The following is a 24,133-nucleotide window of genomic DNA, read 5'->3' as shown; positions in this document are numbered from 1 at the left end:
ATGGGGGCTCAGGCCCGTTGCTGCAGCCGCCCGATGATTTCGGTCGTCGCCGCGGCCTGGTTCATCGTGTAGAAGTGGATGCCGGGCACGCCTGCGGCATAGAGCTGCTCGCACAGGCCGGTGATCACGTCCAGGCCGAAGCTCTTGATGGACGCAGTGTCGTCGCCGAAGCCCTGCAGGCGCAGGCGTATCCAGCGCGGGATCTCGGCGCCGCAAGCGTCGGAAAAGCGCATGAGCTGCGTGGAGCTGATGATGGGCATGATGCCGGGCACGATGGGCAGGTCCACACCCAGGGCCTGCGCGTCGTCGACGAAGCGGAAGTAGGCGTCCGGGTTGAAGAAGTATTGCGTGATGGCCGAGTCGGCGCCGGCCTTGACCTTTTTGACGAAGGCCTGCAGGTCGGCGTCCGCCGACCTGGCCTGGGGATGGATCTCGGGATAGGCCGCCACCTCGATGTGGAAGGCGGCACCGGTTTCCTCGCGGATAAAGGCCACCAGGTCGCTCGCGTAATGAAACTCGCCGCCGGCGCCATAGCCGCTGGGCAGGTCGCCGCGCAGCGCGACCAGGCGCTTCACGCCCATGGCCCGCAGCGTCGCCAGTTGCTGGCGCACGGTAGCCTTGGTCGCACCCACACACGAGAAATGGCAGGCCGCTGCCACGCCTTCGTCGAGGATTTCCTTCACGGTGCCGAAGGTGCCGTCCTGCGTGGAGCCGCCGGCGCCGAAGGTGACCGAGCAGAACTCGGGCTTGTGCGCATACAGCGCCTGGCGCGCCACGCGCAGTTTCGCCGCGCCTTCGGGCGTCTTGGGCGGGAAGAATTCAAAGCTGAGGGGCAGGTTCATCACGTATCTCTCACTCGTTGTCGGTTTTTTTGTCGCGCCGTTTTCCGCGCGCGGGGCCGGGCTGGCCGGCATGCGCGAGTTCGGAGTCTTCGTGCGGCGCGCGGGAGGCGCGCAATTCGGCGCGCGGCACTCGCTTGGCGACCTTGCGCTGCGGCGCGGCCGGCAGCGGCTGGTCTTCGCCCGCCACCTCATCGCCCTTGACGGCCTGGATGAAAAATTCGCGGTTGCCGTCGCCGCCTTCAATCGGCGAGGCCAGCCAGGCTTTGACCTCCAGCCCCAGGGCCGCGCAGGCATCGCGCAAACGCTTTTCCACAAACTCGAAGTGCGCGGTATCGCGCACAATGCCGCCCTTGCCGATCTGGCCGGGCTGCAGTTCAAACTGCGGCTTGACCAGCATCAACAAATCGCCGCCGGGCTTGAGCAGGCGCACCACCGCGGGCAACACCAGCGTGAGCGAGATAAAGGACAGGTCGCCGGTCAGGAAGTCGAAGTTGGCGTCGATGGCCGGGTCTTCTTCGTACGCATCTTCGTCGTCGCCGAAATCCATATCACCCGAGTCGCCCGCATGGCCGGCCACCAGGTCGGCCGCCGTCATGGCGCGCGCATTGACGCCTTCGATGCAGACCACGCGCGGGTCTTCGCGCAGGCTGGCATGCAGCTGGCCATGCCCCACGTCCACGCCCACCACCTGCACGGCACCATGCTGCAGCAGGCAGTCGGTGAAACCGCCGGTCGACTGGCCGATGTCCAGGCAGCGCAGGCCGGCCACGGACAAGCCGGTGGCCTTGAGCGCGCCTTCAAGCTTGAGCCCGCCGCGCGAGATGTATTTGGCTTCGGTGGTGTCCAGCAACTGCAGCTCGGCGCCTTCCGGAATCTCGTCGCCGTTCTTGGCGACCTTCTTCCAGGGCGCCTGCGCTTCCGCGCGCCATTGCACGCCCGAAGCAATCAGGCGCTGGGCCTGCGAGCGGGTGGCGGCATGGCCGTGGTCGACGAGGAATAGGTCAGCGCGCATGTAGCTCCATGGAATAGGCGTCTTCTACTCCCTCTCCCTTTGGGAGAGGGTTGGGGTGAGGGTCAGCGGCCCCAAAAAACTGCCAGAGCAAATAAACGCCGCCGGCCCTCACCCCTGCCCTCTCCCAGAGGGAGAGGGAGGAATACCACCACTAATTAATAGCGGTAGGTATTTGCCTTGTACGGACCGGCTTTAGAAACGCCGATATAAGCCGCCTGCTCATCACTCAACTCGGTCAGCACCGCGCCCACCTTTTTCAGGTGCAGGCGCGCAACTTTTTCGTCGAGGTGCTTGGGCAGCACGTAAACCTTGCCCACTTCGTAGTCGGCCTGCTTGGTGAACAGCTCGATCTGCGCGATCGTCTGGTTGGCGAAGCTGGACGACATCACGAAGCTCGGGTGGCCGGTGCCGCAACCGAGGTTCACCAGGCGGCCCTTGGCCAGCAGGATGATGCGCTTGCCGTCCGGGAAGATCACGTGGTCGACTTGCGGCTTGATCTCTTCCCAGGTGCATTTTTCGAGCGCGGCGACGTCGATTTCATTGTCGAAGTGGCCGATGTTGCAGACGATGGCCTGGTCTTTCATCTTGGCCATGTGGTCGTAGGTGATCACGTTCTTGTTGCCGGTGGCGGACACGAAGATGTCGGCCTTGTCGGCGGCGTATTCCATGGTCACGACCTTGTAGCCCTCCATCGCGGCCTGCAGGGCGTTGATCGGGTCGATCTCGGTCACCCACACCTGGGCGCTCAGTGCGCGCAGGGCCTGGGCCGAGCCCTTGCCCACGTCGCCGTAGCCGGCCACGAGTGCGACCTTGCCGGCCACCATCACGTCGGTGGCGCGCTTGATGGCGTCGACCAGGGATTCGCGGCAGCCGTAGAGGTTGTCGAACTTGGACTTGGTCACCGAATCGTTGACGTTGATGGCGCGCAGGGCCAGCGTGCCCTTGGCCGACATTTCATTGAGGCGCAGCACGCCGGTGGTGGTTTCTTCGGTCACGCCGATGATGTTCTTCAGGCGGCGGCTGTACCAGGTCGGGTCCTGCGCGAGTTTGGCCTTGATCGAGTTGAACAGGCAGATTTCCTCTTCGCTGGTCGGCTTGGAGATCAGGCTGGCGTCTTTTTCGGCCTTGGTGCCCAGGTGCATCAGCAGCGTTGCGTCGCCGCCGTCGTCCAGGATCATGTTGGGGCCTTCTTCGGGCGTGCCTTTGGCGCCGTTGAATTCAAAGATGCGGTGGGTGTAGTCCCAGTAGTCGGCCAGGGTTTCGCCCTTGATGGCGAACACCGGCGTGCCGGCGGCGGCGATCGCGGCGGCGGCGTGGTCCTGCGTCGAGAAGATGTTGCACGAAGCCCAGCGCACGTCGGCGCCCAGGGCCTGCAGGGTTTCGATCAGCACGCCGGTCTGGATCGTCATGTGCAGCGAACCGGTGATGCGCGCGCCCTTCAGCGGCTGCGCCTTCGCGAACTCTTCGCGGATGGCCATCAGGCCGGGCATTTCGGTCTGGGCGATGTTCAGTTCCTTGCGGCCCCAGGCGGCAAGCGAGATGTCGGCAATGATGTGGTCGGTGGAAGGCTTCAGGACGGCGCTCATACGGTTCTCCAATAATCAAACGTAGTAACTGGGCAAAATCGCCACGGGCACGGCATTCAAGGAAAGGGGAATTCAGTCATTCACCCGGCTTGAGAGAGCACATGCGGGTGAGCGTGGTTGCAATGAAGTCCTGAGCCTGGTCCACGTGATGTGGCTTGCAACGCTCCTCAGGAAAGCAGATTATACCCACCCCCGTCCGGACTCACTTCGTGTAGTCCGTTCCCCCCTCAAGGGGGCGGCGCCTAGGGCCGGCAAAGCCGGACCCTCGGCCCCCACTGGTGAATGCCCCCGCTGCTCAGGCCACAGACTCTTCAACCCAGCATGAGCCCCGGAACCGGCTTTGCCGGGCCGGAGGGCGGGCGGCCCCCTCGGGGGGCAGCGACCCACACGAAGTGGGGGAGCGTGGAGGCCACATTCAGTGCGAAAATTTCACCATGCAAGAACTTTCCCGCTGGCCTGCCCCGCAACGAAAAGCCATCACCGGCCTCTTCACCGATATCGACGACACACTGACCACCGAGGGGGAGATCACCCCCGATGCGCTGCAAGCTTTGGGTGAATTAAAAGCCGCCGGCTTCAAGATCGTGGCGATCACCGGGCGCCCGGTTGGCTGGAGCGAGCCCTTTGCGGCGCGCTGGCCTGTGGATGCCATCGTGGCCGAGAACGGCGCCGTGGCCCTGCTACCCGATGGCAAAAGCCCCCCGCCCCGGCCGCTAACCAAAATCTACCAGCAGGATGCGGCCACACGCAGCGCCAATTTCAGCCGCATGCAGGCCGTGCTGGCACGCATCGAACGCGAGCTGCCGGGTGTGCACCGCGCCACCGACTCGCCAGGCCGCGAGACCGACATCGCCATCGACCACAGTGAATTCACGCATCTCAGCGATGCGCAGATTGCCGCCGTCGTGGCGCTCATGAAAAACGAGGGCATGCACGCCACCGTGAGCAGCATCCACATCAACGGCTGGTACGGCAGCCACAACAAGCTTGAAGGCGCGCGCTGGATTGTTCGCCAGCTCTGGCAGCGCGACCTCGATGCCGGCATGGACCAGTGGGTCTACGTGGGCGACTCGACCAACGACCAGCTGATGTTCAAGACCTTTGCCAACAGCGTGGGCGTGGCCAACATCGCGCGTTTTGTGCCGCAGCTGGCACACCTGCCGCGTTATGTGACACGCGGTGAGCGTGGCGCCGGTTTTACCGAATTGACGCGCGCGCTGCTGGATTAATTGGCGGCTGGCGCGCCCGCGCGGCGCATCGAAGTCCAGCGCAGCCAGGCGCCCAGGGCCGCCACTGCCAGCACCAGACCCGCATAGCCTTCCACCGTGGCCGGCAAACCCAACGGCGCAATCAAGCGGCCCGCCAGCATGGCCGGCACGCTGAAAGCCAGGTAGCTGGTGGCGTACAGCGCCGCGAACAGTTCGGCGCGTTGCTGCGGCTGCGCCAGCGGGGCCAGCGTCTGCACCTGGGCCGAGAAAGCAGAGCCGCCGCCGAAACCGGCCAGCGCCGTGCCTGCGAAGAACAAGGCCACCGAATGCGTGGCCAGCGACACGGCCACCAGGCCGGCGCCAACCGCCAGCAAAGCCATGCCCAGGGCGCTCATACGCACGGGCGGCAGGCGTCTGAGCAAGGTCGGCGAAGCGGCGCCCATGCCGAAAAAGGCCGCAATCGCCAGCCCGTTGACGATGCCGTTGTGGATGCCGAAGATCTGCTGCAGCACCGAAGGCACCAGTGAGAGGTAGAGGCCCGCGAAGGACCAGACGGCCAGCATGGTCGGCACGCCGCGCAAGAATTCAGCGCGCGCCTGCGCGGGTATCGAAATGCGCGGTACCAGCGAAGCCAGCGCACCGGGTCGCGGCGTGGCGCTTTCCGGCAGGAACAGCGTGGCCACCGCGCCCAGCACGCAGATGGCGGCCAGCACACCGAACACCAGCGGCACCGGATGCAGCGCGAACTGCACGGCGATGCCGGTCAGCAGCGCGCCCACCGCCAAGCCCGCCAGCGGCGAGACGCTGCCTATCATCGCGCCCAGGCGTTTTTGCGCGGCCGGAGCCGCTTCCACCACCGCCGCCGTCAGCGCGCCGCTGACCATGCCGGTGGCAATGCCCTGCACCACGCGCGCCGCGATGATGCCGTTGATGCCCTCGGCCAGCAGAAAGGTCAGCATCGCGCCGGCCTGCAGCAGCAAGGCGGTAAACACCACGGGGCGCCGGCCTATGTGGTCGGACAGCGAACCGGCCACCAGCAGCGAGGCCAGCAGCGCAATCGCGTAGATCGCGAAGGCCACCGTCAGCAGCGCCGGCGAAAAGCCCCATTGCTGCTGGAACACCACAAACAGCGGCGAAGGCGCGCTGCCCGCCACGAAAAACGCAAACAGCAGGACGGCCAGCAGCGGAAAGGCTGCCGCGGGCGGAAGCTGCCAGCGGCCGGCCTTGGCGGAGGAGGAGGCTGGCAAAGAAGGGGCGGCGGGTGCGGTCATGGGAAACGCTCAACTTTCTTAAAGCAAATTTATTTGCGTTTGCGAATTCTATACCTATTTAAAAATTAACGCAAAGATCATTGCTTTTAGGTTAAGATTAGCCCTAATGGCCACTCCACAAACACCCCAGAACAAGCGTCCCGGCGGCCGCAGCGCCCAGGTGCAAACCGTGGTGCGCAAGGCGCTGGAAGAGCTGATTGCCCAGGAAGGCCGCGACAAGGTCACCGTGCCGGCTGTGGCCGAGCGCGCCGGCGTCAGCGCCTCCAGCATTTACCGGCGCTGGGGCGACGTGAACGGCCTGCTGGATGAAACCGCCACGAACCGGCTGGACCCGAATCGGCCCTTGCCCGAAACCGGTGATTTAAAAGCCGAACTCACGGCTTGGGCACAGGAACTGATCAAACACCTCAACAAGCCCGGCAACGCCTCGCTGCTGAAGGCGGCGGCCGCGCTGGCCGGCTCGGAAGAGACCAACTGCCTGAAAAACCGCCGCAACGAAGCCACCCTGCTGGTCAGCCGGGCCCAGGCGCGGGGCGACGCTACCCCCACGGTGCAGCAGGTGTTGGACCACATGATGGCCCCCATCATTTACCGGCTGATTTTTGGCGCCGGCGTTGAACCCGCTCTGGCCGACCAGTTAGCCAGCGAGCTATTCGTACTAGCCGGCGTCGAGCCCGCTAGTTGGGTTTAGCCAGGCCTAACTTGTCGATCAAGATTTTTTCGCGCCCAACGGTATCCTGCGCAAACTTCGTGTAGTCGGCCGAACTCAGGTAGTTGGGCAGCATGTCGTAACGGGCCAGGGCCGCCACATAGCTGGGCTCTTCCATCGCCTTCTTGAAGGCATCGTGCAAGCGCCTGACCACCTCGGGCGGCGTACCCTTGGGCGCGCCAATGCCGAAAGGCGAGTTCTGTACGATGTCGTAGCCCAGCTCTTTCAGCGTGGGCGCGTTCGGGAATTTGTCCAGCCGTTTTTCGCCCCAGGTGTTGAGCACGCGCAGCTTGCCGGCCTCGACCTGCGGCGCAAAGCCGGTGCTGTCGGCGCCCGCCATCAGCTGGCCGCTCACCAGTGCCAGCATCAAATCGGCGCTGCCTTTGTAAGGCACGTGCTGCAGTTCAATGCCGGCCTTTTGCGCGATGAGTTCGGTCGTCAGGTGCGGGCTGGTCAGCGTGCCGGTGGAGCCGTAGGTCAGCTTGCCGGGATTCGCCTTGGCATAGGCCACAAAGTCGGCCCAGGTCTTGAACGGGCTGTCGGCCGGCACCACGATGCCAAAGGCATAGCCGGTCACGTTGATCACGTAGCTGATGTCCTTGACCGGGTCCCAGTTGATCTTGGTCGTATAGCCCAGGCGGAACACACCCAGCGGAATCTGCGCCAGCGTGTAGCCGTCGGCCTGCGCGCTTTGCAGTTGCTGTGCCGGCAAGGTGCCGCCCGCACCGGGCTTGTTCTCGACGATGACCGGCTGGCCCAGGATCTTGCCGGCGTTGTCGGCCAGCGAGCGCATGGTGATGTCGGTCGGCCCGCCGGCCGGGAAGGCGATCACCAGCTTGATGGGCTTGGCCGGAAAGGTCTGCGCCTGGACCGGCATCGCGGCGGCGGCGATCAAGGCCAGGGCGGCGGCGGTGTGCAAAAAGGGGCGGCGTTGCATGGACGTGTCTCCTGGTCGGGTGGCGGGCAGCCCACATCATGCGTGCTACCCGGCCGCGCCGCATCAGGGCAACACCTGAAAGGCTGTCACATTGGTTGCAGGCCCCGCAAGCCAACAGGGGCCGTGGAACCGGCTTTGCCGGGCCGCAAGCGCCGCCCCTGGAAGGGGGAAGGCGCTACACGAAGTAAGCGTTCGACGAGGTGAGCTAGCTTCGGGCCAGCACGCTTTCCAGGGCTTTCCCCGTATGCGTCCCCAGCTTGACCACCGCCTCCGGCGGCGCCGACGCCACCACGCGCCCGCCGGCGTTGCCGCCGTCCGGGCCCAGGTCGATCACCCAGTCGGCTTCGGCGATCACGTCCAGGTCGTGTTCGATCACCACCACGCTGTGGCCGCCGTTGACCAGGCGGTGCAGCACGTGGATCAGCTTTTCGACGTCGGCCATGTGCAGGCCCACCGTGGGTTCGTCCAGCACGTAGAGTGTGTGCGGCGCCTTCTGGCCGCGGCGCGTGATGTCGTCGCGCACCTTGCTGAGTTCGGTCACCAGCTTGATGCGCTGCGCCTCGCCGCCCGACAGTGTCGGCGAAGGCTGGCCCAGCGTGAGGTAGCCCAGGCCCACGTCTTTCAGCAACTGCAGCGGGTGGCTGATGTTGGGCATGGAGGAAAAGAAGTCCACCGCCTCGTCCACTTCCATTTTCAGCACGTCACCGATGTTCTTGCCGCGCCAGGTCACGGCCTGGGTTTCGGGGTTGAAGCGCGCGCCGTGGCAGGTTTCGCACAGCACTTTCACGTCGGGCAAAAAGCTCATGCCGATGGTGCGCACGCCCGCGCCTTCGCAGGTCGGGCAGCGGCCTTCGCCGGTATTGAAGGAGAAGCGGCCGGCGCCGTAGCCGCGCGCGCGGGCTTCCAGCGTGTCGGCAAACAGCTTGCGAATCGTGTCCCAGAAGCCGATGTAGGTGGCCGGGCAGGAGCGCGGCGTCTTGCCGATCGGCGTCTGGTCGACCTCGAGCACGCGGTCCACGGCCGCATAGCCTTCGATGCGTTCACAGCCGGTCCAGTCGGGCGTCTTGCCCCTGTCGTCGGCGTCGCGCCCGGACTTGGTCGAACGCTGCATCACGCCCGCATGCACATTGGTCAGCAGCACGTCGCGCGCCAGCGTGGACTTGCCGGAGCCCGACACGCCCGTCACCGCCACCAGGCGGTACAGCGGCACGGTGACCGACACGTCCTTGAGGTTGTGCAGGTCGGCATTGACCACCGTGAGCCAGGAGGTGAACTTGCTCGCCGCGGCGGGCGCCGCGTTGTGCAGCGCGCTGGCATTGGCCGCGGCGGCTTTCAGCGCAGCGGCCTTGAGCAAGGCCGCCTTCTGCTTGCTCACGGGCTTGGCGGTGGCGTCGGTGACGGCCGCTTCCACCACGGCCACCGGCGCTGCGCCCTTGCGCGTTTCACGGCGCGCATGCAGCGGGTGGATCAAGGGGTTCGCCAGGTAGCGGCCCGTCAGCGACTCGGGGATGGCCGACAGCTGCGCCGCCGTGCCCTGCCCCACCAGCGTGCCGCCGCGCTTGCCCGCGCCAGGGCCTATGTCGATGATGTTGTCGGCCCGGCGAATCGTGTCTTCGTCATGCTCGACCACCACCAGCGTGTTGCCGCGGTCGCTGAGCTTGCCCAGCGCACCCAGCAAGATCTGGTTGTCGCGCGGATGCAGGCCGATCGTCGGTTCGTCCAGCACGTAGCAGACGCCCTGCAGGTTGGAGCCCAGCTGCGCCGCCAGGCGTATGCGCTGCGCCTCGCCGCCGGAGAGCGTGGGCGCGCCGCGGTCCAGCGTGAGGTAGCCCAGGCCCACGTCCTCGAGGAACTCGAGCCGGCTCTTGATCTCGGGGATCAGGTCGCGCGCGATGCCGGCCTCGCGGCCCAGCAGCGCGAGTTTTTCGACCCAGCGCCGCACGTCGGTCACCGACAACGCCGCGATGTCGGCGATGCCGACGCCGGCGAACTTCACCGCGCGGGCCGTCGCATTGAGGCGCGTGCCCTCGCAGCGCGGGCAGGCGGTGCCGGCCACGTCTTCCACCTCGGGCTCCGCAAAACTCTGCTCGCGGCCCTTGTTGTCGTCGTCCATCACCGAGTCGTCAAACACCTTGCGCTGCTCCTTGGTGAGCTTGACGCCCGTGCCCACGCAGTCGGGGCACCAGCCGTGCTTGCTGTTGTAGCTGAAGAGGCGCGGGTCCAGTTCGGCATACGAGGTCGCGCAAACCGGGCAGGCGCGCTTGGTCGAAAACGCGATCAGCTTGCCGATGTTTTTGGCGCTGGCGCCGGCCATCATCGCGCCGCGCAAACCATCGAGCGGCGCCAGCACGTGGACCACGCCCTTGCCGTGCTCCAGCGCGGTGGCCAGCGCTGAACGCAAAGCAGCCTCGTTCTCGGGCGAGACATGGATGTCGGCGATCGGCAGCTCCACCGTGTGTTCCTTGAAGCGGTCTATGCGCGGGAAACCCGTGGTCGGCAAAAACTCGCCGTCAATGCGCAAGTGCGTGTAGCCGCGCGGGCGCGCCCAGTCGGCCAGCTCGGTGTAGACACCCTTGCGCGCGATCACCAGCGGCGCCAGCAGGCCGATGTGCTGGCCGCGGTAGGTCTTGAGCAGCTGCGCCGCGATGCTTTCGGGGCTTTGCGGCATCACGGCCGCGCCCTCTTTGGTGCAATGCTGTATGCCCAGCTTCACATACAAGAGGCGCAGGAAATGCCAGACCTCGGTGGTCGTGCCCACGGTGGACTTGCGCCCGCCGCGCGACAGGCGCTGTTCAATCGCCACAGTGGGCGGGATGCCGTAGACCGCATCGACCTCGGGCCGGCCCGCCGGCTGCACGATGCTGCGCGCGTAAGCGTTCAGCGACTCCAGGTAGCGGCGCTGCCCTTCGTTGAACAAAATGTCGAAAGCCAGCGTGGACTTGCCGGAGCCCGATACACCCGTCACCACATTGAACTTGCCGCGCGGAATGTCGACCGACAGGCTCTTGAGGTTGTTCTCTTTCGCATTGACGATCTGGATCAGGTTGGAAAACGCCGGCCGCGTGGCCCACACCTTGGGCCGCGACTCTTCCACGCCGTGCACCTTGCCCATGGCATGTTCGTACTCGCGCAGCGCCAGCGCGGTGTGCGAGGTCGGGTGCTGGCGCACCTCCTCGGGCGTGCCCTGGGCCACCAGCAGGCCGCCGGCCTCGCCGCCTTCGGGCCCCAAGTCGATGAGCCAGTCGGCCGAGCGGATCACGTCGAGGTTGTGCTCGATCACGATCAGCGAGTGGCCGGCTTCCAGCAGCTTGCGCAGCGCGCGCATCAGCTTGGCAATGTCGTCGAAGTGCAGGCCGGTGGTCGGCTCGTCGAACAAAAACAGCGTGCCCCGGCCGGGCTGCCTGAGGGCCAGCGCCTGTTTGCTCGCGCTGGTGGTCTTGCTGGCATTGGCCAGGAAGCCCGCGAGCTTCAGGCGCTGCGCCTCGCCGCCCGACAGCGTGGGCACGGGCTGGCCCAGCTTCACATATTCCAGGCCCACGTCCACGATGGGCTGCAGGGAACGCACCACCTCGCGGTCCTGCGCAAACAAGGCGATCGCCTCGCTGACCGTCAGGTCCAGCACGTCGGACACATTGAGCAGGCGCGGCTTGAGGTCGCCGACGGCCTTGCGCTCAATCGTCACTTCCAGGATTTCGGCGCGGTAGCGCTTGCCGTCGCAGTCGGGGCAGCGCAGGTAGACGTCGCTCAGGAACTGCATCTCGACGTGCTCGAAGCCCGAGCCGCCGCAGGTCGGGCAGCGGCCGTCGCCGTTGTTGAAGCTGAACTTGGTGGCGGTGTAGCTGCGCTGTTTGGCCAGCGGTGCCAGCGCGAACAGGTCGCGCACCGCGTCCCAGGCACCCACATAACTCGCCGGGTTGGAGCGCGCCGTCTTGCCGATGGGCGACTGGTCGACAAACACCACGTCGGTCAGGTGGTCGGCGCCCATGAGGCGGTCATGCAGGCCCGGCGTTTCGGTCGCCTTGCCGAACTGGCGCAGCAGCGCCGGCGCCAGGATGTCCTGCATCAGCGTGGACTTGCCGGAGCCGCTGACGCCGGTCACGCAGACCAGGCGCTGCAGCGGGAAGTCCACCGTCAGGTTCTTCAGGTTGTGGTCGCGCGCGCCTTCCAGGATCAGGCGCGGCGTGTTCTCGGTCACCGCGCGCTTGAAGCCCATGCCCACCTGCTTGCGCGAGCCGAGGTAGGCGCCGGTCAGCGTGTCGGCATGCTTGATGTCGTCGGGCGTGCCGTCAAAAACAATCTGGCCGCCCTTCTCGCCCGGGCCCGGGCCCATGTCGATCAGGCGGTCGGCGGCCAGCATCACGGCCGGGTCGTGCTCGACCACCACCAGCGTGTTGCCCGCATCGCGCAGCCGGTGCATGGCCTGGGTGATGCGGTTCATGTCGCGCGGGTGCAGGCCGATGGAAGGCTCGTCGAGCACAAACAGCGTGTTGACCAGCGAGGTGCCCAGCGCCGTCGTGAGGTTGATGCGCTGCACCTCGCCGCCCGACAGCGTGCGGCTTTGCCGGTCCAGCGTCAGGTAGCCGATGCCGACGTCGCACAGGTATTTCACGCGCGTCTGGATTTCCTCGAACAGCGACTTGAGCGCCTGCAGTTCAGCGTCGTCGCCCATCACGTCGAGCGACAGGCCGCTGAAGAACTGGCGCAGCCGGTCTATGGGCAGGCGCATCAGGTCGTGCAGCGCCAGGCCCGGCAGGGCCTCGAGCTGCTCGCGGCTCCACTGCACGCCCACCGGCATGAAACGCTGGCTGGGCGGCAGCACCGCGTCGGCGGCCTCCTTGGAGCCCAGGCGCCACAGCAGCGATTCGAGCTTGAGGCGCGCGCCGCCGCAGGTTTCACAGGGCGTGTAGCTGCGGTACTTGGACAGCAGCACGCGGATGTGCATCTTGTAGGCCTTGCTTTCAAGGTACTCGAAGAAACGCTTTATGCCGTACCACTGCTTGTTCCAGTTGCCGTCCTTGTAGCCCGGCATGCCGTTGATGACCCAGCCCTGCTGCGCCGGCGTGAGCTTGTACCAGGGCGTGTCGCGCGGGATGCCGGCCGCCTCGGCGTGGCGCATCAAATCGTCCTGCGCTTCTTTCCAGGCCGGCGTCTGTATGGTTTTGATGGCGCCGGCACGCAAGGTCAGCTTGTCGTTGGGAATCACCAGGCCGTAGTCCACGCCGATCACGCGGCCGAAGCCGCGACAGGTTTCGCAGGCGCCCATGGCCGAATTGAAGGAAAACAGCGAGGGCGTGGGGTTGGTGTAGCGCAGGTCGCTGTCGGGGCAATGCAGGCCCGTCGAAAAGCGCCACATCACGTCCGGTTGCCCATCCTCGGCATGCTGCACGTAGACATTGAGGCGGCCACCGCGCTTGAGTGCCGTCTCGATGGCGTCCATCACACGGGATTTTTCCACCGCATGCGTGCGAAAGCGGTCGGCCACCACGTCGAGCAGCTTGTGCGGCCCGGCCGGCGTGGCGACGTCGCGCTGCGCATGCACGCGCGTGAAGCCGCTGACCGACAGCCACTGCTCCACCTGTTCGGCGCTGGTGTTGCCCGGCAGCTCGACCGGGAAGGTCAGCACCACGCGCGGATCACCCTCTTTGGTGCGCGCCATCAGTTCGGCGTAGATCGATTCAGGTGTGTCGTGGCGCACGTTCTGCGCGGTCTGCTTGTCGAAGAGCTGCGCGGCGCGCGCGTAGAGCAGCTTCAGGTGGTCGTTGAGCTCCGTCATGGTGCCCACGGTGGAGCGCGAGCTGCGCACCGGGTTGGTCTGGTCGATGGCGATGGCCGGGGGCACGCCCTCCACCTTGTCGACGGCCGGCTTGTCCATGCGGTCCAGGAACTGGCGCGCATAGGCCGAGAAAGTCTCCACATAACGGCGCTGGCCTTCGGCGAACAGGGTGTCGAACACCAGCGAGGACTTTCCCGAGCCGCTGGGGCCGGTCACCACCGTCATTTCACCGGTGCGGATGTCGAGGTCGAGGTTTTTGAGGTTGTGCTGGCGCGCGCCGCGGATGCGGATGGTTCCCTGGGACATGAGTGCGGTCTTTCCTGAAGAGGTCAAACATTCTAGGCAAAGCACCCGGCCGTGCCTGGCATGAGGATTAATGCCCCTTTTGTGCACTTTTGCCGCCGCCAATTAGGGCGCATTCTGGTTTTCCTGCTGACGTTTTTTGCACTTTCATGTTTAACTTTGCGGTCTGGGATTGATTCATCAAGGAGACACAACATGACAGCAAGCAAGCGCTGGTGCGCGGCCCTCGCGATGGCCGCCCTGAGCCAGCTGGGCCAGGCGCAAATCCTGGTCGGGCAGACCGCCGGCTTCAGCGGCCCCGTGGGCGCCGGCGTCAAGGAAACCACCGAGGGCGCCAAGCTCTACATCGACGCCGTCAACGCCAAGGGCGGCGTGAACGGGCAGAAGATCGAACTGGTCTCGCTCGACGACAAGTTCGAGCCCAAGCTCGCGGCCGAGAACGCGCGCAAGCTGGTCGAAGAACAGAACGTGGTCGCGCTCTTCCTCACGCGCGGCACGCCGCACACCGAAGGCATCATCCCCCTGCTCGACAAGCACGGCGTTCCGCTGGTGGGCCCGTCCACCGGCGCCATGGTGCTGCACCAGCCGGTCAGGAAACACGTGTTCAACGTGCGCGCCACCTACCAGCGCGAAGCCGAAAAGGCGGTCACCCATCTCCACTCCATGGGTATCACCCGCATCGGCATCGTCTATGCCGATGACAGCTTCGGTGCCGACGGTGTCATGGGCGCGCAAAAGGGATTGACCACCGCCAAGCTGCAACCCGCCGTGCTTGAAAAATTCGACCGCAGCAAGCCCGACTTCGCGCCCATCGCGCCCAAGGTCTACCAGTCCAACGCACAGGCCGTCATCATGGTGGCCTCGGGCCAGGCCGTGGTCGACGGCGTCAAGGCCTTCCGCGCGGCCGGCTCCACGGCGCAGATCGTCACGCTGTCGAACAATGCCTCGGGCGGTTTTGTGAAAAGCCTGGGCGACAACGCCCGCGGCGTGATCGTGACCCAGGTCTTTCCGTATGAGCGCTCCATCGCCTTCCCCATGGTCAAGGAAGCCCAGGAACTGGCCAAGGCCAAGGGCCAGAGCGAGGTGAGCCCCGCCATGCTGGAAGGTTTCGCCGCGGCCAAGGTGCTGGTGGAGGGCCTGCGCCGGGCCGGCGCCAAACCCACGCGCGAGAAATTGCAGGCGGCGCTCGAAGGCCTGCGCAAGCTCGACATCGGCGGGCTCGAGGTCAGCTACACCCCCGAAGACCACACCGGCCTGGACTTCGCCGACCTGTCCATCATCGGGACCGACGGCAAATTCAAGAGGTAGATAGCTCCCCCCTGCTGACGCTCACTTCGTGTAGCGTCCCCTCCCCCAAGGGGGACAGGCGCCTTGGGAAGAGAGTCCCCCCTGCCGACGCTCACTTCGTGTAGCGTCACCTCCCCCGAGGGGGACAGGCGCCTTGCGCCCGGCAGAGCCGGTTCGCGGCCCCTGCTTGTGGATTCGCAGACCTCGCGGCGTCAGGCCGTCAGGCCGTCGGGCCGTCGGGCCGTCGGGCCGTGCAGGTTTGCTCAGAAGTAAAGCGCGTTTTCGAGTTCCTTGAACTTCTCGGGGCCGACGGCTTCCTTGATCTTGGGCGCGAGCTCCTTGAGCTTGTCGATGTCGCCCGCGGCTTCCACCGCGAGGTTGAGGCGGAAACCCCGCAATCCCAGGCCGGCCGTGAGCCGGGTGGCGATCGGGTAGGCCCTGGAATAGTGTTCCTGCGCGGTCAGCGTGGGTGAGCCGTCGGCATTCTGCGCGGACACCGGCGCCGCCGGGGCGGCGGGTGCCTGCACCGCGGCCGGTGCCAGCAGGCCCAGCGACAGCAGGTGGGCGATGTCTTCCGCCGTGACGCCCAGGCCCGCCGTGGCCTTGACCACATCCTCCATGCTGCGCTTGCCGTCAAACATGATGAAAGCGGAGCGTTGCCTCGGCGTCATCGGAATGGAACGGTCCTGTAATGCGGATTGGCCTAATTCCGTCTTGGTGTAAATCATCAGCTGTTCTCCAGTAAAAACGCCGGGGGGCACAGACATTTGTGCATGGCGCAGAGACAGGTGTTAATACTTTTTTGTCGCCTCTGATTCAATTTACCCCATTTTTACCGCCAATGCACCTGTTTCGGGCATGGTCGGGGCGATGTCCTTCAACTGGAAACGCATCCGCTGCATTACCTCACGCTCAGCCGCGGGCCGTGAGGGGCGCGGGCAACACGCCGTGTTTTTCACCACCGAGGTCTATGTCGCCGCCCTTGTTCAGCAGGAACAGGGCCAAGCCGGCGATCACGATAAATCCGAGTACGAGTTTCCACATTTTTCTCTTCTCCAAAAAAAGGCCAAAAAAAAGCCCCCGGCACATGGATGACGAGGGCCTGCAAATATCACAAGGCTCTACAGCCTGAAGAAACCGGCGCGGGCCGCTGGGCCCGCCCCGGCGATCACACCAATCAGTCGTTGGCGTAGATATCCACGTCCTTGGTTTCCTTGATGAACAAGGTGCCCACCACCAGCGTCATGCCGGCAACGATGATGGGATACCAGAGGCCGTTGTACATATTGCCGGTCTGCGCCACGATGGCGAAGGCGGTCGTCGGCAGCAGGCCGCCGAACCAGCCGTTGCCGATGTGGTACGGCAGGCTCATCGAGGTGTAGCGGATACGGGTCGGGAACAGCTCCACCAGCATGGCTGCGATCGGGCCGTAGACCATGGTCACCAGCACCACCAGGTAGAACAGGATCAGCGTGACCATCACCTTGTCGACCTTGGCCGGGTCGGCCTTGCTCGGGTAGCCGGCGGCCTTCAGGTCGTCCGCGACGAGCTTCTTGAACTCGGCGTCCTTCTTCTTGGCGTCGTCGGCGCTCAGGCCCTTGGCGTTGTAGCTGGGGATCGCGGTTTCGCCGATCTTGATGGAGGCCACCGTGCCGGGGGCCGCTGCCACGTTGTCATAGCTCACCGAAGCGCCTGCCAGCACCTGCTTGGCGATGTCGCACGAGCTGGTGAACTTGACGGTGCCGGTCGGGTTGAACTGGAACGAGCACTCTTTCGGATCGGCGGTCACCACCACCTTGTTCTTGGCTTGCGCGGCGGCGAGGTCGGGGTTGGCGGCCTTGGTCAGCGCGGTGAACACCGGGAAGTAGGTGACCACGGCCAGCAGGCAGCCGGCCATGATGATGGGCTTGCGGCCGATCTTGTCCGACAGCGTGCCGAAGATCACGAAGAAAGGCGTGCCCAGGATCAGCGAGTAAGCCACCAGGATGTTGGCCGTGGGGCCGTCGACCTTGAGCGCCTGCGTCAGGAAGAACAGCGCGTAGAACTGGCCCGAATACCAGACCACGGCCTGGCCGGCGGTCAGGCCGATCAGCGCCAGGATCACGATCTTCAGGTTTTTCCACTGGCCGAAGGACTCGGACAGCGGTGCCTTGGAGGTCTTGCCCTCGGCCTTCATCTTCTGGAAGGCGGGAGATTCATTCATCGACAGACGGATGTAGACCGACACGCCCAGCAGCAGGATGGAAACGATGAACGGAATGCGCCAGCCCCAGTCGGCGAAAGCGGCTTCGCCCATGACGGTACGCACGCCCAGGATCACCAGCAGGCTCAGGAACAGGCCCAGCGTGGCCGTGGTCTGGATCCAGGAGGTGTAGGCGCCGCGCTTGCCCTGGGGCGAGTGCTCTGCCACGTAGACGGCTGCGCCGCCGTACTCACCGCCGAGTGCCAGGCCTTGCAGCATGCGCAGGGCGATCAGGATCACCGGTGCGGCCACGCCGATGGAGGCGTAGTTGGGCAGCAGGCCCACGATGAAGGTCGACAGGCCCATGATCACGATGGTGACCAGGAAGGTGTACTTGCGGCCGATCATGTCGCCCAGGCGGCCGAACACCAGCGCGCCGAAGGGGCGCACGATGAAGCCGGCGGCAAACGCGAGCAGCGCGAAGATGAAGGCCGATCCCGAGTCCAGTCCGCTGAAGAACTGCTTGGCGATGATGGCGGCCAATGAACCGTAGAGGTAGAAGTCGTACCACTCAAATACGGTGCCGAGCGAAGAGGCGAAGATCACCTTCTTCTGCTCGGCGGTCATGGGTCTGTTGTCGACGGCTGTTGCCATGATGTGTGTCTCCAAATAGTGAGGGCCTCCGGTATGGAAGCTTCACTGATTATTTTTGGAGTCCCTGACCTAGCTCTGACGTGAAACTAACAGGAGCTTTCGTGAAACTTATGCGTGGCTGACAACTCAAGGGGAAACCCTTGAGAAACTTTTCAGCATGCGAAGCTCCTCCGGGAAAACGCGTAGAACCTTCTTACACCACGCGTCAAAGTCGCTTACACGGCCATACGCGTGCTTACGTCCACATCCGCATCACGCCTTGCGCGAAATACCCACGGAAATTTTGCTCACGCCGTTCCAGCCCTCGCCCTCAAACCAGGCGTTGCCCAGCAGGTATTCACGCAGCATGGGCAGCGCGTCGAAGCCCCAGAAAATTTTCCCGTCGACTTCCATCGCGGGCACGCCGAAGACCTTCAGTGCGATGGCTTCGTCGGTGTTTTTTTTCAGCTGCGCTTTTGCTTCATCGGCTGTCAGGTGATGCTGCGGCGCAAGCAGCGCCGTCAGCGCGGCCAGCCGCTGCTCATCCGCCGCCTCGGCGCCGCCCTGCCAGACGTGGCGAAAAATCGTCTCGCAGACATAGCGGTTGATGCTTGCCGGATCCACGGGCGTACCACACGCGCTGGCCAGGCGCAGCAGCGGCAAGGGGTTGAAGGGATGGCTCGCCGGTATCTGCATGGCGATGCCCTTGCTGTGCGCATGCCACAGCACTTGCCGGTAAGTCCAGTCGCGCTTGGGTGCGATTTCCGCCGGGCCCAGCTGGCCGTGGTGCTTGAGCATCGCGGCAAACAGCACGGGCCGGTAGCTCACGCTGTAGCTCAGGCCCTTGAGGGCTTCGGGCAGGTGCTCGAAGGCCAGGTAGGCGTAGGGCGAAATGAAGTCGAGGTAAAAATTGATGTGCTTCATGGGACGCCCACTTGGTTTATGCCCGCACGGCCGCCATGCGCTGGCCTATGGTGCGCCAGAGTTCGCGCTGCACCTCGGGGCCGGAGCGCGCCCAGGCCGAGATCTCGCCCAGCGTGCGGAAGCAGCCTTCGCAGAGGCCGGTGTCGGCGCTCACGCGGCACACCGAGATGCAGGGCGAGGGCACGGCGTCACCCGCCGCTTCCACCGTGCGGCCGCGCGCCGTCACCTGCGCGATCGCCTGCTCGCGCGCGATGCTTTCCTCGTCCAGGTCCACCGCCACGTCGACCACGGGTGCGCCGGTCAGCAGCTCGAGCTCCTGCGGCATCAGCTTGAACACCGCATGCGGATGGCCGGCCGCGGCCCAGACTTCCTCAAAACGCATCAGGCTCAGGTCCACCAGCACAACCGCCTCGGTGATATGCCCCACGGGAGACACGCCGCCTATGGAAAAGCCGGTTTTGCTTTTGACAAACTCCGCATCAGCGCGGCCCACGCGCTTGCCGTCCGTGCAGACCAGGGCCTCGACCTTGCGTTCGTCGACCCGCCTGTCGCCCGAGGTCACGACCAGCACCGCAGCATCGTCCGACTTGCGGCGAAAGATGATGCTCTTGGCGATCTGCCCCAGGCGCACGCCCAGCGCATCGGCCGCCTGCTGCGCGGTACGCGCCGCGTCGTCCAGCATCACGGGCATATGCGGATGGCCGCTTTCCCGCAGCACAGCCGCCACACGTTGAACCCCTTCGGGCAAGCTCTTCAGTTCAGCACCACACATATCAATTCGCTCGTTTGTTCAAAAGCGCCGTCGCGGCGCGGGAATTCGGTTTTCGGCCCAGGAAGTCGCTGATGAATTTTCCGGCATCAATGAGTTTGTCGAGGTCTATGCCGGTTTCAATGCCCATGCCATGCAGCAGGTAGACCACGTCTTCCGTGGCGACGTTGCCGGTGGCGCCCTTGGCAAACGGGCAGCCTCCCAAGCCCGCAACAGAGGTGTCGAACTGCCAGACACCCATCTGCAGCGAGGCCAGGGTGTTGCCCAGGGCCTGGCCATAGGTGTCATGGAAATGGCCCGAGACGTCGTTGAGGTCGAAATGCGCCAGCGTCGCATCCAGCGCGCGCTGCACCTTGAGCGGCGTGCCCACGCCTATCGTGTCGGCCACGCCCACGTGCTGCACGCCAATGCCCTTCATGAGGCCGGCCAGCATGCCGACGCGCTCGGGGGCGATCTCGCCTTCGTAAGGGCAGCCCACGGTGCAGGACATCGCGCCGCGCACATAAATGCCCTTCTCGCGTGCAGCCTCGACCACGGGGCGGAAGCGCTCAATGCTTTCGGCGATCGAGCAGTTGATGTTCTTCTGGCTGAAGGCCTCGCTGGCCGCGCCGAAGACCACGATCTCATCGGGCCACAGTTCGCGCGGCGGCGCGATGGCGGCCTCAAAGCCCTTGATGTTCGGCGTCAGCACCGAGTAGCGCACGCCGGGTTTTCGCTTGATACCGGCCATCACCTCGGCGTTGTCGGCCATCTGCGGCACCCACTTGGGCGAAACGTAGCTCGTGACCTCGATCTCGGTCAGGCCCGCGTCCTGCAGTCGGTGCACCAGCTCGATCTTCACCGCGGCCGGCACCTGGGCTTTTTCATTCTGCAGCCCGTCGCGGGGGCCGACGTCGACAAGCTTGACTCTGGAGGGTAGTTTCATGGAACTCTTTCAGGAGATGACGTGGTCACGCGCGCGCCGGTCGGTGTCTAAAGCAAGCAGGGGCCGCGGGACTGGCTTTGCCAGACCGCAGGCGCAGCGGCCCCCTCGGGGGGCAGGGAGCTACACGCAGTGAGCGACCGTGGGGGCTCCATCCTAGTATCCCTTTTTTGGGTCAACCACACCGGCGAGGGTACTTATCGGCGCGCCGCCTGCCAGGCTGCGAATCTTGCCCGCAATCTGGGCAATGCTTTCCTCGCGCAGGGTGCGCGCCGAGGTGTGCGGTGTCACCCCGATTTTTGGATGCCTCCAGAAGGGATGGTCCGCCGGCAGCGGCTCGGTGCGAAACACATCCAGCGTCGCGCCCGCCAGGTGGCCGTTATCGATCAGCGTGATCAGGTCTTCGTCCACCAGATGGCTGCCGCGCGCCACATTGATGACATAGCCGCCCGGCCGCAGCCGCGACAGCGTGTCCCGGTTCATGATGCCCTGCGTGTCGGGCGTCAGCGGCAGCAGGCAGACCAGGATGCGGCTGGCCGCCAGGAAATCCCGGAAGCCGGCGCTGCCCACCTCGCCCGAAAAACATTGCACGCCCTCAATCGCCTTGGGCGAGCGGCTCCAGCCGTTGACCGGAAAGTCGAACTGCGCCAACGCCCGGCTCACACGTTCGCCCAACACGCCCAGGCCCATCACGCCGATGGGGTAGTCGGTCCGCAGGCGCGGTTTGCGGTAAGACCATTTGCCTTCGGCAATGTCAGCCTCATACGCGTCAAGCTCGCGGAAATGGCGTATCACCGCATGGCACACATACTCGGCCATCTGCGCCGACATGCCGGCATCGTCCAGCCGCACCACCGGCACGCCGGCCGGAAGCCGCAGCTTCATGAGGGCATCGACGCCCGCGCCTATGTTGAAGATGCCCTTGAGCTTTGCCTGCTCGTCAAAGAACTGCTGGGGCGGCTGCCAGACCACCGCGTAGTCGGCGGGCTCCGCCCCCGCAGACCACAGCGCCACATCGGCATCGGGGAAGGAGGCCTTGAGGCCGTCCACCCAGGGTTGGGGTTTGGTGTCGGAACAGCAAAAACTGATGCGCATTGAGAATTTCCGTTGAAAGGTCAAACGGCTATTTTCAACAATTCCGCGCCCTCGCTGACCTGGTCACCCGGCGCATACAACAATTCCTGCACCGTGCCGTCGGCCGGCGCGGCGATGGTGTGCTCCATTTTCATGGCCTCCATCACGGCCAGCGGCTGGCCTTTGCTCACCTTGTCGCCGGCCTTGACGGCAAAGGACACGACCTTGCCCGGCATGGGCGCGGTCAGGCGCCCGCCCTCGGCCTGGGCTTCGCCCGCATGGGCCAAGAGGTCTATCGAGAGGATTTGTGTCGCGCCGCGCGCGCTGAACACATGGTCGAGTTCGCCCTGCGCATACACGGCCGCCGTCATGCGCTGGCCTGCGAACTCGATGTCCAGGCCCTGCGCGCTTTCGGAAAATACCAACGGGCCCGCCACGCCATCCAATGCCAGATGCAGCGCGCCGTCATGCCCGTAGCTCAGCACGGCCTTGGCCGGTTCGCCATGGAATTCAAACTCAAAACGCCGCTGCACCACACCATGCGAACGCCAGCCGTCGCGCCGGCTGAAAGGGTCGGCGCCCTCCAGGGCGCGCTCGTCGAGCAGTTGCTTGGCCACCGCCGCCGCGGCCGCGAGGGCCAGGCCCACGGGCTCCTGCTTGAAGAGCACGGCTTCCTCGCGCTGGATCAACGCGGTGTCGAGGTTGGCTTTGGCGAACGAAGGGCTGCGCACCACATAACGCAAAAACTGCACATTGGTGCTCAGGCCCACGATGCGGGTCTGCGCCAGCGCGTCGTCAAGCCGGGCCAGCGCCTCTTCACGCGTGGCGCCGTGCACGATGAGCTTGGCCACCATGGAGTCGTAATAGGGCGAGATCGCATCGCCCTCGCGCACGCCGTCGTCCACACGCACCTGGCCGCGTTCAAACGCCGTGTGCACCGGCTTTTTGTAGACGTGCAAGGTGCCGGTGGCCGGCAGGAAGTTGTTGTCCGGCGTTTCGGCGCAGATGCGCGCCTCGATCGCATGGCCATGTATGCGCAGCTGCTCCTGCGCCAGCGGCAGCTTTTCGCCCGAGGCCACACGCAGCTGCCACTCGACCAGGTCCAGGCCGGTGATGGCTTCGGTCACCGGGTGCTCCACCTGCAGACGTGTGTTCATTTCCATGAAGAAGAAGTTCATGCTGCCGTCGGCGCGCTGCTCGACGATAAATTCCACGGTGCCGGCACCGACGTAGTTCACCGCGCGTGCCGCCGCCACGGCGGCCTCGCCCATCTGCTTGCGCATGGCTTCCGTCATGCCCGGGGCCGGCGCTTCTTCCAGCACCTTCTGGTGACGGCGCTGCACCGAACAGTCGCGCTCGAACAGGTAGACGTAGTTGCCGTGGGTGTCGCCAAACACCTGGATCTCGATGTGGCGCGGGCGCTGGGCATACTTTTCGACCAGCACCGCGTCGTCGCCAAAACTGTTGATGGCCTCGCGTTTGCAGGAGGCCAGCGCGGCTTCGAAGTCTTCGCTTTTCTCGACCGCGCGCATGCCCTTGCCGCCGCCGCCCGCGCTGGCCTTGATCAGCACCGGGTAGCCGATGCGGTCTGCCTCGCGCTTGAGCAGCGCCGGGTCCTGGTCGCTGCCGTGGTAGCCGGGCACCAGCGGCACACCGGCTTTTTCCATCAGCTGTTTGGACTCGGCTTTCAGGCCCATGGCCTTGATGGCCGAAGCCGGCGGGCCGATAAACACCAGGCCGGCGCTGGCGCAGGCCTGGGCGAACTCTTCGTTCTCGCTCAGGAAGCCGTAACCGGGGTGAATCGCCTCGGCGCCCGTGGCTTTCGCGGCTTCGATGATGCGCTCCCAGCGCAAATAGCTGTCCTTGGGCGCGCTGCCGCCTATGTGCACCGCCTCGTCGCAAAAGCCCACATGCTTGGCACCCGCATCGGCGTCGGAATACACCGCGACGGACTGGATGGCCATGCGGCGGGCAGTAGCCGCCACGCGGCAGGCAATCTCCCCACGGTTTGCGATCAGTATTTTTTTAAACATGGTCATTCTTCTTCGAAAAAGGGGACGTCAAGGTAAAAGCGGCGGCAGTGCCCGGGTCCGGCCTGCCGCTGAAAATCCGGGCCACGCGGATAAAGAGCTGGCGCAAAAAGCGCCAGCACACGCGTATCAGCCAGACGCTGAGCGCCAGCATCAGGGCCAGCAGCACGATAAACACCAGCGGATGGACAATCGCCAGCCACAGGCCCAGCGGCACCAGACCGTCTTCGAGCAGCGAAGCGCCAATATTGCTGAAAGGCTCGGGCGAGGTATTGATGGCCGCACGGCTGGTGGCCTTGGCGGCAAAGCTGGTGGCGGCCAGCGTGCCGCCCAGCAGCGCCGCGACCAGCGCGCCCAGGCCGTTGTCGGCGCCGAATACCGCAGCCGCCAGCGCCGCGCCGGCCGGGATGCGGATCACGCCATGCACCACGTCCCACAGCGAATCGAGTCCCGGGATCTTGTCGGCGAAAAATTCGACAAACACCATAAACCCGCTGATACCCAGCACCACCGGGTGCGCCAGCAGCTGCAGGCCGGACGGCAGGGGCACCCAGCCCATAAAACCCGCCAGGCCGGTCAGCAGCACCACCAGGTAAAGGCGCACGCCGCTGGCCCAGCCCAGCGCGCCGGCCAGGGCGATCAGTTGTGCGGTGTCCAGGGTGGTCATGGTT

The 24,133-nt window shown here is 65.2% G+C and carries 18 protein-coding genes, 1 pseudogene and 1 riboswitch; of the genes and pseudogenes, 3 read left to right on the top strand and 16 right to left on the bottom strand.

Translation table 11 applies throughout. The features are described 5' to 3' along the window. Positions 1 to 8: 8 nt before the first annotated feature. The 3 genes from metF to ahcY all read right to left on the bottom strand — a co-directional run bounded on the left by metF (position 9) and on the right by ahcY (position 3,440). A complete protein-coding gene (gene metF, locus ACSQ27_RS13840; protein WP_436156060.1) occupies positions 9 to 842 on the bottom strand; it encodes a methylenetetrahydrofolate reductase [NAD(P)H] in 834 nt (277 codons plus the stop codon). Between the two features lie 10 nt (positions 843 to 852). Beyond that, positions 853 to 1,854, bottom strand: a complete 1,002-nt coding sequence (locus ACSQ27_RS13835) for a TlyA family RNA methyltransferase (RefSeq protein ID WP_436156059.1) — start codon at positions 1,852 to 1,854, stop codon at positions 853 to 855. Positions 1,855 to 2,009: 155 nt separating this feature from the next. Then, the gene (gene ahcY, locus ACSQ27_RS13830; protein ID WP_436156058.1) at positions 2,010 to 3,440 is read right to left on the bottom strand and encodes an adenosylhomocysteinase; all 1,431 of its coding nucleotides are present in this window, start codon (positions 3,438 to 3,440) and stop codon (positions 2,010 to 2,012) included. 102 nt (positions 3,441 to 3,542) lie between these two features. Then, a riboswitch (S-adenosyl-L-homocysteine riboswitch) is annotated at positions 3,543 to 3,615 on the bottom strand. Positions 3,616 to 3,874: 259 nt separating this feature from the next. Between ahcY and ACSQ27_RS13825 the strand changes: the two genes are divergently transcribed. Next, complete coding sequence (locus tag ACSQ27_RS13825) at positions 3,875 to 4,669, top strand: HAD family hydrolase (protein WP_436156057.1); 795 nt, start codon at positions 3,875 to 3,877, stop codon at positions 4,667 to 4,669. Here the strand turns inward: ACSQ27_RS13825 and ACSQ27_RS13820 are convergent. Next, on the bottom strand, positions 4,666 to 5,919 hold the full coding sequence (locus tag ACSQ27_RS13820) for an MFS transporter (protein ID WP_436156056.1): 1,254 nt from the start codon (positions 5,917 to 5,919) through the stop codon (positions 4,666 to 4,668). The genes ACSQ27_RS13825 and ACSQ27_RS13820 overlap by 4 nt on opposite strands. A 106-nt stretch (positions 5,920 to 6,025) precedes the next feature. Here ACSQ27_RS13820 and ACSQ27_RS13815 point away from each other — a divergent pair, with 106 nt between their 5' ends. Then, positions 6,026 to 6,610 (top strand): TetR/AcrR family transcriptional regulator, encoded by a 585-nt coding sequence (locus tag ACSQ27_RS13815; protein ID WP_436156055.1) that lies wholly within the window; start codon positions 6,026 to 6,028, stop codon positions 6,608 to 6,610. Here the strand turns inward: ACSQ27_RS13815 and ACSQ27_RS13810 are convergent. Continuing rightward, positions 6,597 to 7,565, bottom strand: a complete 969-nt coding sequence (locus ACSQ27_RS13810; protein ID WP_436156054.1) for a tripartite tricarboxylate transporter substrate binding protein — start codon at positions 7,563 to 7,565, stop codon at positions 6,597 to 6,599. The two genes, ACSQ27_RS13815 and ACSQ27_RS13810, sit on opposite strands and share 14 nt — an antisense overlap. Positions 7,566 to 7,770: 205 nt before the next feature. Next, a complete protein-coding gene (uvrA, locus tag ACSQ27_RS13805; RefSeq protein WP_436156053.1) occupies positions 7,771 to 13,644 on the bottom strand; it encodes an excinuclease ABC subunit UvrA in 5,874 nt (1,957 codons plus the stop codon). Positions 13,645 to 13,836: 192 nt separating this feature from the next. Between uvrA and ACSQ27_RS13800 the strand changes: the two genes are divergently transcribed. After that, positions 13,837 to 14,949 (top strand): ABC transporter substrate-binding protein, encoded by a 1,113-nt coding sequence (locus tag ACSQ27_RS13800; RefSeq protein ID WP_436156052.1) that lies wholly within the window; start codon positions 13,837 to 13,839, stop codon positions 14,947 to 14,949. A 242-nt stretch (positions 14,950 to 15,191) separates the two neighbouring features. Here the strand turns inward: ACSQ27_RS13800 and ACSQ27_RS13795 are convergent, their stop codons facing one another. The 10 genes and pseudogenes from ACSQ27_RS13795 to ACSQ27_RS13750 all read right to left on the bottom strand — a co-directional run bounded on the left by ACSQ27_RS13795 (position 15,192) and on the right by ACSQ27_RS13750 (position 24,129). Then, positions 15,192 to 15,656 (bottom strand): hypothetical protein, encoded by a 465-nt coding sequence (locus ACSQ27_RS13795; protein ID WP_436156051.1) that lies wholly within the window; start codon positions 15,654 to 15,656, stop codon positions 15,192 to 15,194. 184 nt (positions 15,657 to 15,840) lie between these two features. After that, on the bottom strand, positions 15,841 to 15,972 hold the full coding sequence (locus ACSQ27_RS13790; protein ID WP_436156050.1) for a hypothetical protein: 132 nt from the start codon (positions 15,970 to 15,972) through the stop codon (positions 15,841 to 15,843). Between the two features lie 133 nt (positions 15,973 to 16,105). Beyond that, a complete protein-coding gene (locus ACSQ27_RS13785; protein WP_436156049.1) occupies positions 16,106 to 17,764 on the bottom strand; it encodes an MFS transporter in 1,659 nt (552 codons plus the stop codon). Between the two features lie 252 nt (positions 17,765 to 18,016). Continuing rightward, entirely contained in the window at positions 18,017 to 18,667 is a 651-nt protein-coding gene (locus ACSQ27_RS13780) for a 2-hydroxychromene-2-carboxylate isomerase (RefSeq protein ID WP_436156048.1), read from the bottom strand. A 16-nt stretch (positions 18,668 to 18,683) separates the two neighbouring features. After that, entirely contained in the window at positions 18,684 to 18,851 is a 168-nt protein-coding gene (locus tag ACSQ27_RS13775; protein ID WP_436156242.1) for a DUF1289 domain-containing protein, read from the bottom strand. 93 nt (positions 18,852 to 18,944) lie between these two features. Further along, positions 18,945 to 19,439, bottom strand: a pseudogene (locus tag ACSQ27_RS13770) (YbaK/EbsC family protein); the annotation flags it as partial. Position 19,440: 1 nt separating this feature from the next. After that, positions 19,441 to 20,361 (bottom strand): hydroxymethylglutaryl-CoA lyase, encoded by a 921-nt coding sequence (locus tag ACSQ27_RS13765; protein WP_436156047.1) that lies wholly within the window; start codon positions 20,359 to 20,361, stop codon positions 19,441 to 19,443. A 153-nt stretch (positions 20,362 to 20,514) separates the two neighbouring features. Continuing rightward, positions 20,515 to 21,453: a 2-hydroxyacid dehydrogenase gene (locus ACSQ27_RS13760; protein WP_436156046.1), complete on the bottom strand. Its 939-nt coding sequence runs from the start codon at positions 21,451 to 21,453 to the stop codon at positions 20,515 to 20,517. Between the two features lie 20 nt (positions 21,454 to 21,473). Then, a complete protein-coding gene (locus ACSQ27_RS13755; RefSeq protein ID WP_436156045.1) occupies positions 21,474 to 23,465 on the bottom strand; it encodes an acetyl/propionyl/methylcrotonyl-CoA carboxylase subunit alpha in 1,992 nt (663 codons plus the stop codon). Beyond that, positions 23,458 to 24,129 (bottom strand): DUF4126 domain-containing protein, encoded by a 672-nt coding sequence (locus tag ACSQ27_RS13750; protein ID WP_436156044.1) that lies wholly within the window; start codon positions 24,127 to 24,129, stop codon positions 23,458 to 23,460. The genes ACSQ27_RS13755 and ACSQ27_RS13750 overlap by 8 nt, the downstream gene beginning before the upstream one ends. Between the last annotated feature and the right edge of the window lie 4 nt (positions 24,130 to 24,133).

The organism is Polaromonas sp. LjRoot131, from assembly GCF_964252805.1.
In the GTDB taxonomy this organism is placed as follows: domain Bacteria; phylum Pseudomonadota; class Gammaproteobacteria; order Burkholderiales; family Burkholderiaceae_C; genus Polaromonas.
The sequence above is the reverse complement of the archived record's forward strand: the minus strand, read 5'-3'. Positions and strand labels throughout refer to the sequence as shown.

Bases quoted from the DNA above. Each gene is read 5' to 3' on its own strand.
- metF (WP_436156060.1), bottom strand. From the start codon at position 842: ATGAACCTGCCCCTCAGCTTTGAATTCTTCCCGCCCAAGACGCCCGAA.
- ACSQ27_RS13835 (WP_436156059.1), bottom strand. From the start codon at position 1,854: ATGCGCGCTGACCTATTCCTCGTCGACCACGGCCATGCCGCCACCCGC.
- ahcY (WP_436156058.1), bottom strand. From the start codon at position 3,440: ATGAGCGCCGTCCTGAAGCCTTCCACCGACCACATCATTGCCGACATC.
- ACSQ27_RS13825 (WP_436156057.1), top strand. From the start codon at position 3,875: ATGCAAGAACTTTCCCGCTGGCCTGCCCCGCAACGAAAAGCCATCACC.
- ACSQ27_RS13820 (WP_436156056.1), bottom strand. From the start codon at position 5,919: ATGACCGCACCCGCCGCCCCTTCTTTGCCAGCCTCCTCCTCCGCCAAG.
- ACSQ27_RS13815 (WP_436156055.1), top strand. From the start codon at position 6,026: ATGGCCACTCCACAAACACCCCAGAACAAGCGTCCCGGCGGCCGCAGC.
- ACSQ27_RS13810 (WP_436156054.1), bottom strand. From the start codon at position 7,565: ATGCAACGCCGCCCCTTTTTGCACACCGCCGCCGCCCTGGCCTTGATC.
- uvrA (WP_436156053.1), bottom strand. From the start codon at position 13,644: ATGTCCCAGGGAACCATCCGCATCCGCGGCGCGCGCCAGCACAACCTC.
- ACSQ27_RS13800 (WP_436156052.1), top strand. From the start codon at position 13,837: ATGACAGCAAGCAAGCGCTGGTGCGCGGCCCTCGCGATGGCCGCCCTG.
- ACSQ27_RS13795 (WP_436156051.1), bottom strand. From the start codon at position 15,656: ATGATTTACACCAAGACGGAATTAGGCCAATCCGCATTACAGGACCGT.
- ACSQ27_RS13790 (WP_436156050.1), bottom strand. From the start codon at position 15,972: ATGTGGAAACTCGTACTCGGATTTATCGTGATCGCCGGCTTGGCCCTG.
- ACSQ27_RS13785 (WP_436156049.1), bottom strand. From the start codon at position 17,764: ATGGCAACAGCCGTCGACAACAGACCCATGACCGCCGAGCAGAAGAAG.
- ACSQ27_RS13780 (WP_436156048.1), bottom strand. From the start codon at position 18,667: ATGAAGCACATCAATTTTTACCTCGACTTCATTTCGCCCTACGCCTAC.
- ACSQ27_RS13765 (WP_436156047.1), bottom strand. From the start codon at position 20,361: ATGAAACTACCCTCCAGAGTCAAGCTTGTCGACGTCGGCCCCCGCGAC.
- ACSQ27_RS13760 (WP_436156046.1), bottom strand. From the start codon at position 21,453: ATGCGCATCAGTTTTTGCTGTTCCGACACCAAACCCCAACCCTGGGTG.
- ACSQ27_RS13755 (WP_436156045.1), bottom strand. From the start codon at position 23,465: ATGTTTAAAAAAATACTGATCGCAAACCGTGGGGAGATTGCCTGCCGC.
- ACSQ27_RS13750 (WP_436156044.1), bottom strand. From the start codon at position 24,129: ATGACCACCCTGGACACCGCACAACTGATCGCCCTGGCCGGCGCGCTG.